The following is a 17,019-nucleotide window of genomic DNA, read 5'->3' as shown; positions in this document are numbered from 1 at the left end:
GTATGACGACCACCTTCATCTTTACTCAACACATAAACTTCAGCTTCGAATTTTGTGTGGGGCGTGATTGTACCCGGTTTTGCTAGTACTTGTCCACGCTCAACTTCATCTCTTTTCGTTCCACGCAACAAAACACCCACATTATCGCCGGCTTCACCTGAATCCAACAACTTACGGAACATCTCTACACCAGTACAAGTAGTGGTGGTGGTGTCACGAATACCAACGATCTCAATCTCTTCACCGACGTTAACAACACCCGTCTCAATACGGCCAGTTACCACAGTACCACGACCTGAAATTGAGAAAATGTCTTCGATAGGCATCAAGAATGGCTTATCAGTCTCACGCTCTGGCGTAGGAATATAGGCATCCATCTCATCCAACAACTTCAATACCGCTGGAACACCAATGTCAGATTCATCACCTTCCAAAGCTTTCAACGCTGAACCCATTACCAATGGTGTGTCATCACCAGGAAATTCATAGTCGCTCAACAACTCACGAACTTCCATCTCAACCAATTCCAACAATTCTTCGTCATCAACTTGGTCACATTTGTTTAAGAACACAACAATGTAAGGTACACCAACCTGACGAGCCAACAAGATGTGCTCACGGGTTTGTGGCATTGGACCATCAGCTGCAGATACAACCAAAATAGCACCATCCATTTGAGCCGCACCTGTGATCATGTTTTTAACATAATCGGCGTGACCTGGACAATCAACGTGCGCATAGTGGCGTCCGTCTGTCTCATACTCTACGTGTGCTGTAGAAATCGTAATACCACGCTCTCTTTCTTCAGGCGCGTTATCGATTTGGTCGTAATCTTTAAATTCTCCACCTTGCTTCTCAGCAGCAACTTTAGTGATCGCTGCAGTCAAGGTAGTTTTACCATGGTCAACGTGACCAATTGTGCCCACGTTTACATGGGGCTTCGTGCGTTCAAATTTTTCTTTTGACATTGTTGTTTCTCAAACTTAAATTTAATTTTAATATCCGTTCATTTCTGCCAACACAGCTTCAGGCGCCTCACTGTAGTGATCAAACTCCATGGAGTAGCTCGCCCTGCCTTGTGTGGCCGATCTCAGTGATGTTGCATAACCAAACATCTCAGCCAACGGAATTTGACATTTAATCACCTTACCCGAAGGTGACTCATCAATCCCATCTAAAGTGCCTCGGCGGCGATTCACATCACCCACCACATCACCCATATAATCTTCTGGCGTCACAATCTCAACCTTCATGATTGGCTCTAACAAAACCGGCGACGCCGCTCTTGCACCTTCACGAAAAGCCATTGAACCTGCAACTTTAAAAGCCATTTCATTAGAATCAACTTCATGAAACGAACCATCGAACAAGGTGACTTTACAATCTACCAAAGGGTAGCCTGCCAAAACACCACCTTCCATTTGTTCTTGTATGCCTTTGTCAACAGGACCGATGAATTCCTTAGGAATTACCCCGCCCGTTATGTCGTTAACAAACTCATAACCGAAACCCTGTTCCATGGGTTCGATTTTTAATTTCACATGACCGTACTGGCCTTTACCACCTGACTGTTTGACGAACTTACCTTCTTGTTCAACCGCCTCAGTGATGGTTTCGCGGTAAGCCACTTGTGGGTTACCGACGTTGGCCGCCACTTTGAACTCACGTTTCATGCGGTCAACAATAATATCCAAATGCAACTCACCCATACCCGAGATAATGGTTTGCCCTGATTCCTCATCAGTGGCCACATTAAATGACGGATCTTCCTGTGCCAACTTGGCCAGTGCTGTTGCCATTTTTTCTTGGTCACCTGTGGTCTTGGGCTCAACCGCAACCGAAATAACCGGCTCAGGAAACTCCATCTTTTCAATGGTTATCACCTGATTAACATCACACAAAGTGTCTCCAGTGACGACATCTTTAAGCCCTACAGCCGCAGCGATGTCACCCGCTCTGACCTCTTTAATCTCTTCCCGAGAATTTGAGTGCATTTGCAACAAACGACCCAATCGGTCTTTGCTGCTCTTGCGTGGATTAAAGATACTGTCACCAGTCTTTACCACACCAGAATAAACCCTAAAGAATGTCAAAGTACCCACAAATGGATCTGTGGCAATCTTAAATGCCAACGCAGCAAAAGGCTCATCATCATTGGCCTCTCTGGTTATCTCTGTACTCTCATCATCGGCATCCAAACCTGTGATTGGCGGCACATCCACCGGTGAGGGCAACAATTCCACAACCATGTCAAGCATGGCCTGCACGCCTTTGTTTTTAAAGGCCGAACCACACATGCAACATACTATCTCGTTATTGATGGTTCCATTTCTTAAGCCACCAATGATGTCTGCGCGCGACAATTCACCTGTTTCCAGGTATTTGTCCATCAAATACTCATCAGTTTCAGCAGCCGCTTCAATCATAAACTCCCTGGCTGCTTCGCTTTGTTCTTTTAATGCTTCAGGAATCTCAGCCAACTCGTAAGTCGAGCCCATGTCCTCTTCGTTCCAATAGATGGCTTGCATCCGGAACAGGTCAATAACACCCTTGAATTCCTCTTCTGCCCCTATTGGCAGTTGTACCGGCACTGGATTGGCACCTAAACGGTCTTTGATTTGAGCAACCACTCGCTCAAAATCAGCACCAGCCCGATCCATCTTGTTGACAAAAGCCAATCTTGGGACCTGATACTTGTCAGCTTGTCGCCAAACCGTCTCAGACTGCGGCTCAACCCCACCTACAGCACAAAAAACACCTACAGCACCATCCAAAACACGCAAAGACCTTTCGACTTCAATGGTGAAGTCAACGTGACCCGGAGTGTCTATGATGTTGATGCGATGCTCATCAAACTGACGATCCATACCCTGCCAAAAGCAGGTGGTCGCAGCGGAGGTGATTGTTATGCCACGCTCTTGCTCTTGTTCCATCCAGTCCATGGTGGCATTGCCATCATGAACTTCACCTATTTTGTGAGATATACCGGTGTAAAACAGCACCCTTTCAGTGGTGGTTGTTTTACCGGCATCGATGTGGGCCATGATGCCAATATTACGGTATCTCTCAATTGGTGTTTTGCGGCCCACTTCAATATCCTTTCCTGTTACAACTGTTTACCAACGGTAATGAGCAAATGCCCTGTTAGCCTCAGCCATTTTGTGAACTTCTTCGCGACGTTTCATGGCTGCACCACGATCGTGTAACGCATCAAGCATTTCACCTGCCAACTTAGAAGGCATATCAGCTTCACCACGCTTACGAGCCGCATCAATCAACCAACGCATGGCCAAAGCCATTTGACGTCTTGGGCGAACTTCAACAGGCACCTGATATGTGGCACCACCGACACGACGTGATTTAACCTCAACCATTGGCTTCACTTTTTCCAAAGCCTTTTGGGTCAACTCAACCGCATCACCAGATTCTTTCTCAGTCATCTTATCCATGGCACCATAGACAATTCTTTCTGCCACAGATTTCTTACCACTTTTCATGACCATGTTGATGTACTTACTGATCAGCTCTGAACCGAACTTAGGATCAGGCAATACATCACGCTTAAAATTACTTCTTTTTCTAGACATCTCTAATACCTATTGATTATTTTGGTCGCTTAGTACCATACTTAGAACGACCTTGTTTACGATCATTCACGCCGGCTGTATCCAATGCACCACGTACAATGTGGTAACGCACACCTGGTAAGTCCTTTACACGACCACCCCTGATCAATACGATAGAGTGTTCTTGTAAATTATGTCCTTCACCACCAATGTAACTGGTTACTTCATAGCCATTAGTTAATCTGACACGAGCCACTTTACGCAAAGCCGAGTTAGGTTTTTTCGGTGTTGTTGTGTAAACACGCGAACACACACCCCTACGCTGCGGACAAGCTTCCAAAGCAGGCACGTTGGTTTTTTCTATTTTGTCTTTTCTTGGTTTACGAACCAATTGATTTACTGTTGCCATATGCAAAATTTACCTTGTAGAAAGCCTCTTACTGAGCGTTTCAGCCCAATAAAAGCCTCTTAAAAAATAAACGACAGGCCGATATGAACCGGACTGCCGAAAATGGGAAGGGGGATTTTAGTTTTTTACCCCTTAATAGTCAAGCACAGATTGAAGTTTTTTGAAACCCCAATCTGTGGTCTTTAACGCTTTGATTTTACTCAGAATCAGTGCTTTCTGAATCTTCACTGGCCAATTGACTGAGTTGATCCATCAATTCCTGTTCTGAGTCGGTACCACCGCCACCAGCTGTGTCATTAGCAACATTAACCATAGCCTGTAACTCAGACTGTAATTCCGCTTCTTTTGACTGCAGTTGTTCTTGGTGGTAAGACAGACCGGTACCCGCAGGAATCAATCGACCTACGATCACATTCTCTTTCAAGCCGCGCAAGTAATCTTTGGTGCCTTTGACCGAGGCTTCAGTCAATACACGTGTGGTTTCTTGGAACGAAGCCGCTGAAATAAACGAGTCAGTAGCCAACGATGCTTTGGTGATACCTAACAACAACACTTCAAATGTTGCTGGAATACCGTCTTGTTTAACAATCTCTCGATTGGTTGCCATCACATCTTTGTATGTCAACTGCGTGGTCTTCAAGTAATCTGAATCACCTGGCTCAACGATTTCAACCTTGCGCAACATCTGACGAATGATACATTCGATGTGTTTGTCATTGATTTTCACCCCTTGTAGGCGGTAAACATCTTGAATCTCATTGACCAAGTATGAAGCCAATGCCATCACACCTTGTAAGCGCAAGATGTCATGGGGATTCGGTTCACCCTCAACCACCACGTCACCTTTCTCAACATGCTCACCTTCAAACACAATGATTTGACGCCACTTTGGAATCAAAGTTTCTACTTTTTCACCATCCGCTTTGGTGATAACCAAACGATTTTTACCTTTGGTGTCTTTACCAAAACTAACAATACCAGATGTTTCCGCTTGAATCGCAGGGTCCTTAGGCTTACGCGCTTCGAATAAGTCGGCCACACGCGGCAAACCACCCGTGATATCACGGGTCTTAGACGATGCTTGAGGAATCCTCGCCAAGAAATCACCCACTTGTACATCTTGACCGTTTTGAATGTTAATAACAGCCCCCGGTGGTAAGAAGTATTGTGCTGGCACATCCGAACCTGGAATCATGATTGGGCTGCCCTTCTTGTCTTCTAATCGAACCATTGGACGCAGATCTTTACCGGCAGCACCACGCTGTTTAGGATCGGTGATGATGAAGCTGGTCAAACCAGTCAACTCATCCAGTTTTTCCTCGACAGTGACGCCGTCTTTGAAGTCACTCAATGCGACTCGACCAGCTACTTCAGATACAATTGGATGTGTGTGTGGATCCCAATTCACAATGATGTCACCAGCAGTCACTGAATCATCATCTTTGACATTGATGACCGCACCATATGGCACTTTATAACGCTCTTTCTCTTTACCAGAGTTATCAATCACTGAAATCTCACCAGAGCGAGAAATAGAGACCAATTTCTTATCGGCGTTGGTCACGTGTTTGATGTTGTGCATGCGAATGGTGCCGTCTGATTTCACTTGGACGTGATCAGAGGCTGCTGATTTAGATGCTGCACCACCAATGTGGAACGTTCTCATGGTCAACTGAGTACCTGGCTCACCAATAGATTGTGCCGCCATAACACCCACTGCTTCACCAATATTAACGCGGTGTCCACGTGACAAATCACGACCGTAGCATTGGGCACAAATACCAAATCCTGATTCACATGAAATAGGTGACCTAACGGTTAAGCTATCTAAACCATTGAATTCAATGATTTCTAAGCTTTCTTCACCAATCAAAGTACCGGCTTCCAGAACCACCTCATCTTTGGCATTTTTGACGTCAACCGCCAATACTCGACCCAATACACGATCGGCCAAAGTTTCAATTACTTCACCGCCATCTACAATCGGCTGCATTGCAACACCTTCGGTGGTGCCACAGTCGACCTCAGTAATCACAACATCTTGTGCCACATCTACCAGGCGACGAGTCAAATAACCAGAGTTTGCAGTTTTCAATGCCGTATCAGCCAAACCTTTACGTGCGCCGTGAGTTGATGAGAAGTACTGCATCACGTCAAGACCTTCACGGAAGTTAGCTTTAATTGGTGTTTCGATGATTGAACCATCTGGTTTGGCCATCAAACCACGCATACCTGATAACTGACGCATCTGAGCTTGTGAGCCCCTGGCGCCAGAATCGGCCATGATGAATACAGAATTCATAGAATCTTGATAAACCATGTTGCCGTCTTTGTCTTCGACTTCATCTTTACCCAAAACTGCCATCATCGCATTGGCCACATCTTCATTGGCTTTAGACCAGATATCAACAACTTTGTTGTATCGCTCACCTGCAGTAACCAATCCTGTGGTGTATTGTTCTTGAATCTTCAAGACCTCCTTGTCTGCCTCTTCCAAGATAACCGCTTTGGCATCTGGAATGGTCAAATCTGTTACCCCAATAGAAATACCAGCAACCGTTGAGTATCGGAAACCTGTGTACATCAATTGGTCAGCGAAAATCACTGTGGCTTTGGTACCCAACTGGTGATAACACTCGTTCAACAGGGTTGAAATGGTTTTCTTATTGAGCGTTTGGTTCATGTATTTGAAGTCCAAACCCTTGGGCAATATATCGGCCAAGATGGCTCGACCAACAGTGGTCTCGACCAAGTTGGTTGATTCTTCACCTGATTCTTCATCGGTGGTGGTTAAACGCACTTTTACCAATGCCTGCAGTGAAACGTGATCGTTCTGATAAGCACGATTCACTTCACCCATGTCCGAGAACACCATGCCCTCACCTTTTTCATTAACCAAAGCACGGGTCATGTAATACAAACCCAAGACAACGTCTTGCGAAGGTACGATAATAGGTTCACCTGAAGCTGGTGATAAAATGTTGTTGGTTGACATCATCAATGTACGCGCTTCTAATTGCGCTTCAATTGACAACGGCACGTGAACAGCCATTTGATCTCCATCAAAGTCAGCGTTGAAAGCGGTACAAACCAAAGGGTGAAGCTGGATGGCTTTACCTTCAATCAATACTGGCTCAAATGCCTGAATACCCAATCTGTGCAAAGTAGGTGCACGGTTTAACAAGATTGGATGCTCACGAATGACTTGTTCCAAAATATCCCAAACTTCAGGCGTCTCTGCATCGACAGAGCGCTTGGCAGCTTTGATGGTTGAAACAAAACCATCTTTTAATAAACGACCCAAAATGAACGGCTTAAACAGTTCCAAGGCCATTTTTTTCGGTAAACCACATTGGTGAAGACGCAAAGTCGGACCAACCACGATCACTGAACGACCTGAATAGTCAACACGCTTACCTAATAAGTTTTGACGGAAGCGGCCTTGCTTACCTTTGATCATATCGGCCAAAGATTTCAATGGCCTGCGGTTTGAACCAGTAACAGCTCGGCCACGTCGACCATTATCCAGCAAAGCATCAACTGACTCTTGCAGCATGCGCTTCTCATTGCGCACAATGATGTCTGGCGCGTGTAAATCCAACAGACGCTTCAAACGGTTGTTGCGGTTTATTACTCGGCGGTATAAATCATTCAGGTCTGATGTGGCGAATCGGCCACCATCCAATGGCACCAAAGGACGTAAATCTGGCGGCAAAATAGGCAACACAGTCAAAATCATGTGCTCAGGCTTGTTACCTGATTTATTGAATGCATCATACAAAGCAATTCGTTTCGACAAACGTTTGATTTTGGTTGCTGATTTGGTTGATTCGATGTCTTCATGTAATTTCACCAATTCTGCATTGATGTCAATTTCTTCTAACAAAGAATAGACCGCTTCAGCACCCATCAAGGCTTTGAATTCATCACCCCAATTTTCAATTGCTTGAGCGTACTGTTCATCAGTTAATAATGAACCTTTCTCCAAATCCGTCATACCTGGGTCGGTGACTACAAATGACTCAAAGTACAGAATACGTTCGATCTCACGCAACGTCATATCAAGCATCAAGCCAATTCTAGATGGCAATGATTTCAAGAACCAAATGTGCGCGACTGGGCTGGCCAATTCGATGTGACCCATACGTTCACGGCGGACTTTGGTCAAAGTCACTTCCGTACCACATTTTTCACAAACCACACCACGGTGTTTCATGCGCTTATATTTGCCACACAAACACTCATAGTCTTTGATCGGGCCAAATACCGCCGCACAGAATAAACCATCACGCTCAGGCTTGAAAGTTCGGTAGTTGATGGTTTCAGGTTTCTTCACCTCACCATAAGACCAAGAACGAATCAGCTCAGGCGGCGCCAAAGACACTTTAATTGAGTTAAAGTCTTGGACTTCTTTTTTAGGATTAAATAATTTAATTAAATCTTTCATGTTTTACTCCTCGACTTACTCGTTTTCCAATTCCATGTTCAAACCCAATGCCCTGACTTCTTTCACCAGTACATTGAACGACTCTGGAATACCTGAAACTGTATTATGATTGCCATCAACGATGTTTTTGTAAGTCGCATTACGACCTTGTACGTCATCTGATTTAACAGTCAACATTTCTTGTAGTGTATAAGCAGCACCATACGCTTCAAGCGCCCACACTTCCATCTCACCAAATCTTTGACCACCAAATTGGGCTTTACCACCCAATGGCTGTTGTGTGACCAGTGAATAAGGGCCGGTTGAACGGGCATGCATCTTGTCATCAATTAAGTGATTCAACTTAAGCATGTACATATAACCAACAGTGACCTTGCGATCGAACTTCTTACCGGTGCGACCATCAAACAATGTGGTTTGACCATCTTCAGCCAAGCCCGCTAATTTGAACAGCTTTCTGATGTGCTCTTCCTTGGCGCCATCAAATACTGGTGTGGCCATCGGAACACCACCTTTCAAGTTATGTGCCAATTCCAACACTTCATCTTTACTGAAGCTTGAAAAGCTGACTTTACCGTCGCCATCAATGTTGTAAATTTCAGTTAAGAATTCTTTCATTTTCGCAATGGTGGCTTTCTCTTCAAGCATTTGCTCGATTTGGTATCCCAAACCACGAGCAGCCATGCCCAAGTGAACTTCAAGAATCTGCCCGATGTTCATTCGAGATGGTACACCCAACGGATTCAAACAAATGTCTACTGGACGACCATTTTCATCAAACGGCATGTCTTCTTCAGGCACAATCATTGAGATCACACCTTTGTTACCATGACGTCCTGCCATTTTGTCACCTGGTTGAATGCGTCGTTTTACAGCCAAATAAACCTTAACCATTTTCAACACACCAGGGGCCAAATCATCACCTTTCATGATTTTTGATTTCTTCTCTTCAAAGCGCTTGTCAAAGATGGCTCTTTGTTCAGTGATTTGTTCAGCCATGGCATCCATTTGTTCAGCTAAACCATTGTCTTGTGGTTTGATATCAAACCATTGATCCAACTCTAAAGTATCAAAGTAATCCGCTTCGATTACTGCGCCTTTCTTCAGTCCAGGTGCCTTAGTTACTTTGGCACCAACCAGCAATTCTTTGATTCTTTGGTGAATCACTGAACGCATGATGCGGAACTGGTCATTCAAGTCACTGCGTACTTTTTCAATTTCTTCTTGTTCGATGCGTTCGGCACGTGAACCTTTCTCAATGCCTTCGCGGGTATAAACCTGCACATCAACAACCGTTCCACTGGTACCTGACTTAACACGCAAAGATGAATCTTTAACATCCAAAGCCTTTTCACCAAAAATGGCACGGAGCAGTTTTTCTTCAGGTGTCAGTTGAGTCTCGCCTTTGGGCGTCACTTTACCAACCAAGATATCTCCAGGGCCCACTTCGGCACCCACATAGACAATACCCGAATCATCCAGCTTGGTTAAAGTGCCTTCGCTGATGTTTGGAATGTCTGCGGTGATTTCTTCAGAACCTAGTTTGGTGTCTCGTGCAATACATGTCAGCTCTTCAATGTGAATGGTGGTCAAGCGATCTTCTTTTACCACACGCTCTGAGATCAAAATTGAATCCTCAAAGTTGTATCCATTCCATGGCATGAATGCCACCAACATGTTTTGGCCCAAGGCCAACTCACCTAAATCAGTAGATGGACCATCAGCCAAAACGTCACCAGCTTCGATGCGGTCACCAACTTTCACGATCGGACGCTGGTTAACACAGGTGTTTTGATTAGAACGCATGTACTTAATTAAGTTATAAATATCAACGCCTGGGTCTTTCTCACCAATCTCAGATTGGTCGACACGAACCACAATACGTCCGGCATCGGAAATTTCAACCACACCACCACGTTTGGCCATGACAGTTACACCAGAGTCACGTGACACAATGCGTTCCATACCAGTACCGACCAATGGTTTATCGGCTTTCAAAGTTGGTACTGCTTGGCGTTGCATGTTTGAACCCATCAAGGCTCGGTTGGCATCATCATGCTCTAAAAATGGAATCAAAGCAGCAGCCACTGAAACAATTTGTTTTTCTGAAACATCCATGTAGGAAATCTCTTGGGCTTGTTTCAATACCACTTCGCCTTTGTGACGACAAATAATGAACTCATCAACAAACTTGCCATTCTTGTCTAGTTTCGCTGAGTTTTGTGCAATCGGATTATCTGAATCTTGAATCGCTGACAAATAAACAATTTCATCGGTCACTTTACCATTATTGACTTTGCGGTAAGGCGTTTCTAAAAAGCCATAATCATTGGTTCGAGAATAAACTGCCAAAGAGTTAATCAAACCGATGTTTGGCCCCTCTGGTGTTTCAATTGGACATAACCTACCGTAGTGCGTTGGATGCACGTCACGGACTTCAAAACCAGCACGTTCACGAGTCAAACCACCTGGCCCTAAGGCCGAAACACGGCGTTTGTGAGTGATTTCTGATAATGGATTATTTTGATCCATAAATTGTGATAACTGGTTAGAACCAAAGAATTCTTTGATGGCTGCTGAAATGGGTTTGGCATTAATTAAGTCTTGAGGCGTTAACCCTTCAGACTCTGCCACGGTCAAACGCTCTTTCACCGCACGTTGCACACGCACCAAACCAACGCGGAAAACGTTTTCAGCCATTTCACCGACAGAACGCACGCGTCTGTTACCTAAGTGGTCGATGTCATCAACTTGGCCAATTCCGTTTCGAATGTTGACCAATTCTTTCATCACATCAACGATGTCTTCTCGGCTCAGTGTACCTACACCTTCAATTTCTTCTCGCCCTAAACGCATGTTGAACTTCATGCGACCTACAGCCGATAAGTCATAACGTTCTTTGGCGAAAAACAAGCCATCAAACAAAGAGCGAGCGGCATCTTCTGTAGGCGGTTCGCCAGGTCGCATCATGCGATAAATCTCAATCAACGCCTCTTCTGGAGTGGTCGTTGGATCGATGTTCAAAGTGTTTGACATGTAAGAGCCACGATCCAAGTCATTCACGAATAGGATATCCAACGACTTAATGCCGGCATCACGAAGCTTTTCCAATACTTCATCAGTGATGACCGTGTTGGCTGGAATCAATACTTCACCAGTTTCTTTGTCTATGACATTGTTTGCCATAATTTTATCAATCAAATAACTGTCTTCCAAAGTCAGCGAAGTTAATTTGGATTTTTTAAGCTTTCTTTCGTGTCTGGCTGTGATTCTTTTACCAGCCTCAACAATGACAGCTTTACCATCTTTGATGTCAAATTCAAAAGTCTCGCCCTTGATGTATTCGGGCACCAACTTCATCTTGGCATTAGACTTATTCAGTGTGATATTGATCTTCTCAAAGAACATATCCAGAATTTCTTCGTTGTTGAACTCCAAAGCACGCAACAAGATTGAAGCAGGTAATTTTCTGCGTCTATCAATACGAACAAAAACACTGTCCTTGGCATCAAACTCCATGTCCAACCAAGAACCACGGTAAGGAATCACCCGTGCAGAGTAAAGAATCTTCCCAGATGAGTGGGTTTTGCCTTTGTCATGATCAAAGAACACGCCCGGTGAACGATGCAATTGGTTAACAATCACCCGCTCGGTACCATTGATCACAAAAGTACCGGTAGGCGTCATCAGAGGCAAGTCACCTAAGTAAACACTTTGTTCTTTGATGTATTTAACTTTTTTCTTTTTCTTGGTGCTTTTCTCTTTGTCGTAAATCACCAATTGTATTTGTGCACGGATAGAGGCTGCATAGGTCATGCCGCGTAACTTACACTCCAAAACGTCAAACTCCGGATCTTCCACACCTACACTGATGTACTCTAATCTGGCGAATCCAGAATAGCTCTCGATGGGGAAAATTGAATTCAATGCATCATTCAGACCATTCAAATTTTTATCATTCTCACCCAAAAAGGCTTGATATGATTTAACCTGAGTATCTAATAAATATGGAACGTCCAATACGGCTGAAGAACTACCAAAGTCCTTTCTGATTCTTTTTTTCTCAGTAAATGTATAACCCATTGCTTTTGTCACCTTAACCATGCTGGCAAAACACCTCAGTATTTTGCTAAATTTATTTATTATTTTTACGCTTATTTTTGGGCCAGAATTAACTGGTTTTTTTTAAGCGACTAAAGGCCGACATAAAATGCCAGCCTTTAGGTTTAACTAATTACTTTGTGTAATTATTTCAACTCTACAGAGGCACCTGCTTCTTCAAGTTGTTTCTTCACTTCTTCAGCTTCAGCTTTCTCAACACCTTCTTTAATAGGTGCTGGAGCGCCTTCAACTAATTCTTTGGCTTCTTTCAAGCCCAAGCCAGTGATGCCACGAACAGCTTTAATCACACCAACTTTCTTGTCACCGAAACCAGCCAGGATTACGTCGAATTCAGTTTGCTCAGCAGCGGCTTCACCAGGAGCGGCAGCAGCAGGAGCGGCAGCAACTGCAGCAGCAGCTGAAACACCAAATTTTTCTTCCATTGCTTCGATTAACTCAACAACGTCCATTACACTCATTGCTGAGATTGCTTCTAAAATATCATCTTTTGATACGGCCATTTTATTTCTCCAAAAATGTAAATTGTATTACTTAAGCAGCTTTTTGATCTTTGACAGCTGCGATTGTACGTGTCAGTTTTGCGTGTGGCTCTGCCAAAGTTCTCACAAATTTCTCTACTGGTGCCTTCATGACAGACATCAGCATTGCAATTGCTTGATCTTTGGTTGGCAAAGAAGCCAGACGTGCTAACTCCGATGCGGCCAACAAATCACCACCAATAGAAACGAATTTAACTTCTAATTTATCGTTTTCTTTGGCATGTTCTTTAATCAGTCGAGCGGCACAACCAGGATCTTCCTGACTGAACGCATACAACAAAGGACCCACCAATGCGTCAGCAACGCATTCGTAATCAGTTCCTTCAACAGCTCTTCTGACCAAAGTGTTTTTTGCAACCCTAAGATAAACACCACTCTTCCGTGCATCAGAACGCATCGCAGTCATCAGATCAACTGATGAACCACGGTATTCTGCTGCCACGAGAGAGTGTGCATCTTGAGCAACACTAGCAATTTCACTGACTACAGCTTTTTTCTGCTCTAAATTGAGCGCCATGATAACCTCCAAAGGCTCATGCAGCACATGCTGCAGTACTCATAACCCGCCGCTACGACTTGCGTATTAGCGGAACCATTTTGGTGACCAAACAGTATTCTGTTTTGGGGCACCATCTGCGTAGGAAATTAAGGATTGTAAAAAAACCAATCCACCTACGGTCTTTGATGGTTGTTGAGAATATCTCAACAACCCTCAAAATTTAGTGTTGTCTTGTTACTGACCGACAGAAACAGGATCAACCTCAATACCAGTTCCCATCGTTGATGAGACACTGATTTTTTTGATGAATTTACCTTTCGATGAAGGTGGCTTCTTCTTGCTTAACTCAGCCAACAATACAGACAAGTTTTCAATCAGTGCATCAGCAGAGAAAGAAGCTTTACCTAGAACAGTGTGAATGATACCTGCTTTATCAATGCGGTACATGGCCTGACCAGACTTGTTATTTTTGACAGCAGTTGCCACATCAGGTGTTACCGTGCCTACTTTAGGATTTGGCATCAAGCCTTTGGGACCTAAAATGGTACCCAACTGACCAACAACACGCATCGCATCTGGAGAAGCAATCACAACATCAAAATCAATATTACCTTTTTTAACTTCTGCCGCTAAATCATCAAAACCAACAATGTCAGCACCAGCAGCTTTGGCTTCTTCGGCTTTCTCACCTTGTGCAAAAACAGCTACTTTGATTGATTTACCAGTACCATTTGGCAACACGGTAGCGCCACGAACAGCTTGGTCTGATTTCTTAGGATCAACACCTAACTGAATCGCAACATCAACTGTTTCGTCAAAGTTTTTCGAGGCATTTGACTTGATGAAGTCTAAAGCTTCTGATACTTGGTATTTTTTCAAGCGATCGATTTGCTCTTTTTGAGCCTTAATTCTTTTACCAGACATTATTTAACTCCTTCAGTTTCAATACCCATACTGCGAGCAGTACCAGCAATGGTTCTAACCGCAGCATCCATATCAGCAGCAGTCAAATCAGGCTCTTTCATTTTGGCAATCTCTTCCAATTCTGCGCGACCAATTTTGGCCACTTTTTCAGCATTGGGGACACCCGAACCTTTTTTGATACCTGCAGCTTTCAACAACAATACTGCTGCTGGGGGCGTTTTGGTAATGAAAGTAAAACTTCTGTCATTATAAACAGTGATCACCACAGGAATCGGCAAGCCGTTTTCAACATCACCAGTTTTGGCGTTGAATGCTTTACAGAATTCCATGATGTTCACACCGTGTTGACCCAAAGCTGGACCAACTGGTGGCGAAGGATTGGCCTGACCAGCAGGCACTTGTAATTTAATGTACGACTGTACTTTTTTAGCCATTATTCTCTCCGGGTGCAAGCGCCAAACAATACAGTTGGCTCCCCATTAATCATTTAACCTCAACGACGGTAACCCCAAAATTCGGAGTAACATCAAGAGGCGGTTTATCAGACAGCGCAAGCGCTGGTTTAAATCTTAAACTTTCTCAACTTGGCCGAACTCGAGCTCAACCGGTGTTGAACGGCCAAAAATGGAAACAGCCACACGCATGCGACTTTTTTCATAATTAACCTCTTCCACTTCACCATTAAAATCGGCAAAGGGACCGTCGATGACGCGAACCACTTCGCCCACATCGAACAATGTTTTTGGTTGCGGCTTATTCTCACCGTCTTCTATTCTTTGCAAAATGGCATTCGCCTCACGTTCAGTGATTGGCGCAGGACGTTCCGCTGTACCACCAATGAACCCCAAGACTTTGGGCACACTTTTTACCAAATGCCAAGTCTCATCGTTCATTTCCATTTGTACCAAAACATAACCGGGAAAGAACTTTCTTTCACTGCGTCGCTTTTGGCCTTTTTTCATCTCAACCACAGTTTCTTTAGGCACCAGCACTTCACCAAAAAGATCTTGCATTTGGTATCTATCAATGCGCTCCTCTAAAGACTTAACAACTTGTTGCTCAAAGCCTGAATAAGCGTGTACTACATACCATCTGTGTGACATGACTTGCTACTCCTTACCCTTATGAATCAAAGAAATATTCTAAGAGGTTACTGAAAAGTGAATCGACCAAGAACAAAAACAAGCCAATGATTACAACCATAATCAATACCATGATCGTGGTTTGCACAGTTTCGTTTTTGGTTGGCCATACAATTTTTTGCCTTTCGATGTTGGCATTTTTTACAAACTTAGCAAAATCCTTGCCTTTTTGTGTGCTGTAACCAATAAAGCCACCCACCAAAACACCACCAATCACCATCAACACACGGATGATTGTAGGGTATGCATCCACAAAATAAAGGTTCGCAGCCACTCCAGCAATAATAATTGCTATCGCCAACCACCATCTGAATTTATCACCAGCGCCTGGCACTGACTCAACACTACTCATATCTTTTGTTTTCCAAATCAGCCACCGCACTGCTATCAAGCATTAAAACGATGGCAGGCCAGGAGGGAATCGAACCCCCAACCTGCGGTTTTGGAGACCGCTGCTCTGCCAATTGAGCTACTGGCCTAAAAATCGTAAAGACAGCAAAAGCCAACAGTAAACTGTTGGCTTTTGCGTCACGAGTTAAATTATCACTCGATAATTTTTGCTACTACACCCGCACCTACTGTACGGCCACCTTCACGAATAGCGAAGCGTAAACCTTCATCCATCGCAATCGGTGCAATCAACTCAACAACCATCTTGATGTTGTCACCAGGCATAACCATTTCTACGCCTTCAGGTAACTCACAAGCACCAGTCACATCTGTTGTTCTGAAGTAAAACTGTGGACGGTAACCTTTGAAGAATGGCGTATGACGACCACCTTCATCTTTACTCAACACATAAACTTCAGCTTCGAATTTTGTGTGGGGCGTGATTGTACCCGGTTTTGCTAGTACTTGTCCACGCTCAACTTCATCTCTTTTCGTTCCACGCAACAAAACACCCACATTATCGCCGGCTTCACCTGAATCCAACAACTTACGGAACATCTCTACACCAGTACAAGTAGTGGTGGTGGTGTCACGAATACCAACGATCTCAATTTCTTCACCAACATTAACAACACCCGTCTCAATACGGCCAGTCACAACAGTACCACGACCTGAAATTGAGAAAATGTCTTCGATAGGCATCAAGAATGGCTTATCAGTCTCACGCTCTGGCGTAGGAATGTAGGCATCCATCTCATCCAACAACTTCAATACCGCTGGAACACCAATGTCAGATTCATCACCTTCCAAAGCTTTCAACGCTGAACCCATTACCAATGGCGTGTCATCACCAGGAAATTCATAGTCGCTCAACAACTCACGAACTTCCATCTCAACCAATTCCAACAATTCTTCGTCATCAACTTGGTCACATTTGTTTAAGAACACAACAATGTAAGGTACACCAACCTGACGAGCCAA

13 protein-coding genes and 1 tRNA gene are annotated in these 17,019 nt (G+C 44.1%); all 14 read right to left on the bottom strand.

The window, feature by feature from the left end; translation table 11 throughout:
* Window positions 1–968, bottom strand: a 968-nt coding sequence (gene tuf, locus QNI24_RS15315; RefSeq protein ID WP_283708768.1) for an elongation factor Tu, incomplete at its 3' end; no start/stop codon positions are given.
* 27 nt (window positions 969–995) lie between these two features.
* Complete coding sequence (gene fusA, locus QNI24_RS15310) at window positions 996–3,089, bottom strand: elongation factor G (protein ID WP_267177665.1); 2,094 nt, start codon at window positions 3,087–3,089, stop codon at window positions 996–998.
* 27 nt (window positions 3,090–3,116) lie between these two features.
* Entirely contained in the window at window positions 3,117–3,587 is a 471-nt protein-coding gene (gene rpsG / locus QNI24_RS15305; protein ID WP_267177664.1) for a 30S ribosomal protein S7, read from the bottom strand.
* Between the two features lie 16 nt (window positions 3,588–3,603).
* A complete protein-coding gene (rpsL, locus tag QNI24_RS15300) occupies window positions 3,604–3,975 on the bottom strand; it encodes a 30S ribosomal protein S12 (RefSeq protein WP_267177663.1) in 372 nt (123 codons plus the stop codon).
* Window positions 3,976–4,171: 196 nt separating this feature from the next.
* Window positions 4,172–8,422, bottom strand: coding sequence for a DNA-directed RNA polymerase subunit beta' (rpoC, locus tag QNI24_RS15295; RefSeq protein WP_267177662.1), 4,251 nt, complete (start codon window positions 8,420–8,422; stop codon window positions 4,172–4,174).
* A 15-nt stretch (window positions 8,423–8,437) separates the two neighbouring features.
* On the bottom strand, window positions 8,438–12,505 hold the full coding sequence (gene rpoB, locus QNI24_RS15290) for a DNA-directed RNA polymerase subunit beta (RefSeq protein WP_267177666.1): 4,068 nt from the start codon (window positions 12,503–12,505) through the stop codon (window positions 8,438–8,440).
* A 164-nt stretch (window positions 12,506–12,669) separates the two neighbouring features.
* The gene (gene rplL / locus QNI24_RS15285; RefSeq protein WP_267177661.1) at window positions 12,670–13,044 is read right to left on the bottom strand and encodes a 50S ribosomal protein L7/L12; all 375 of its coding nucleotides are present in this window, start codon (window positions 13,042–13,044) and stop codon (window positions 12,670–12,672) included.
* A 31-nt stretch (window positions 13,045–13,075) separates the two neighbouring features.
* On the bottom strand, window positions 13,076–13,600 hold the full coding sequence (gene rplJ / locus QNI24_RS15280) for a 50S ribosomal protein L10 (RefSeq protein ID WP_267177660.1): 525 nt from the start codon (window positions 13,598–13,600) through the stop codon (window positions 13,076–13,078).
* 216 nt (window positions 13,601–13,816) lie between these two features.
* On the bottom strand, window positions 13,817–14,509 hold the full coding sequence (gene rplA / locus QNI24_RS15275; RefSeq protein ID WP_458368014.1) for a 50S ribosomal protein L1: 693 nt from the start codon (window positions 14,507–14,509) through the stop codon (window positions 13,817–13,819).
* Complete coding sequence (rplK, locus tag QNI24_RS15270) at window positions 14,506–14,940, bottom strand: 50S ribosomal protein L11 (protein ID WP_267177658.1); 435 nt, start codon at window positions 14,938–14,940, stop codon at window positions 14,506–14,508. Before rplK ends, rplA begins: the two co-directional genes overlap by 4 nt.
* A gap of 135 nt (window positions 14,941–15,075) precedes the next feature.
* On the bottom strand, window positions 15,076–15,609 hold the full coding sequence (gene nusG / locus QNI24_RS15265) for a transcription termination/antitermination protein NusG (RefSeq protein WP_267177657.1): 534 nt from the start codon (window positions 15,607–15,609) through the stop codon (window positions 15,076–15,078).
* A gap of 19 nt (window positions 15,610–15,628) precedes the next feature.
* Complete coding sequence (secE, locus tag QNI24_RS15260; RefSeq protein WP_267177656.1) at window positions 15,629–16,000, bottom strand: preprotein translocase subunit SecE; 372 nt, start codon at window positions 15,998–16,000, stop codon at window positions 15,629–15,631.
* Between the two features lie 51 nt (window positions 16,001–16,051).
* Window positions 16,052–16,127: transfer RNA gene (locus QNI24_RS15255), tRNA-Trp, on the bottom strand.
* 64 nt (window positions 16,128–16,191) lie between these two features.
* Window positions 16,192–17,019, bottom strand: an 828-nt coding sequence (locus QNI24_RS15250; RefSeq protein WP_283708767.1) for an elongation factor Tu, incomplete at its 5' end; no start/stop codon positions are given.

This window comes from Marinicella marina (genome assembly GCF_030065545.1).
GTDB lineage: Bacteria > Pseudomonadota > Gammaproteobacteria > Xanthomonadales > Marinicellaceae > Marinicella > Marinicella marina.
This window is presented reverse-complemented; position numbering and strand designations above follow the sequence as displayed.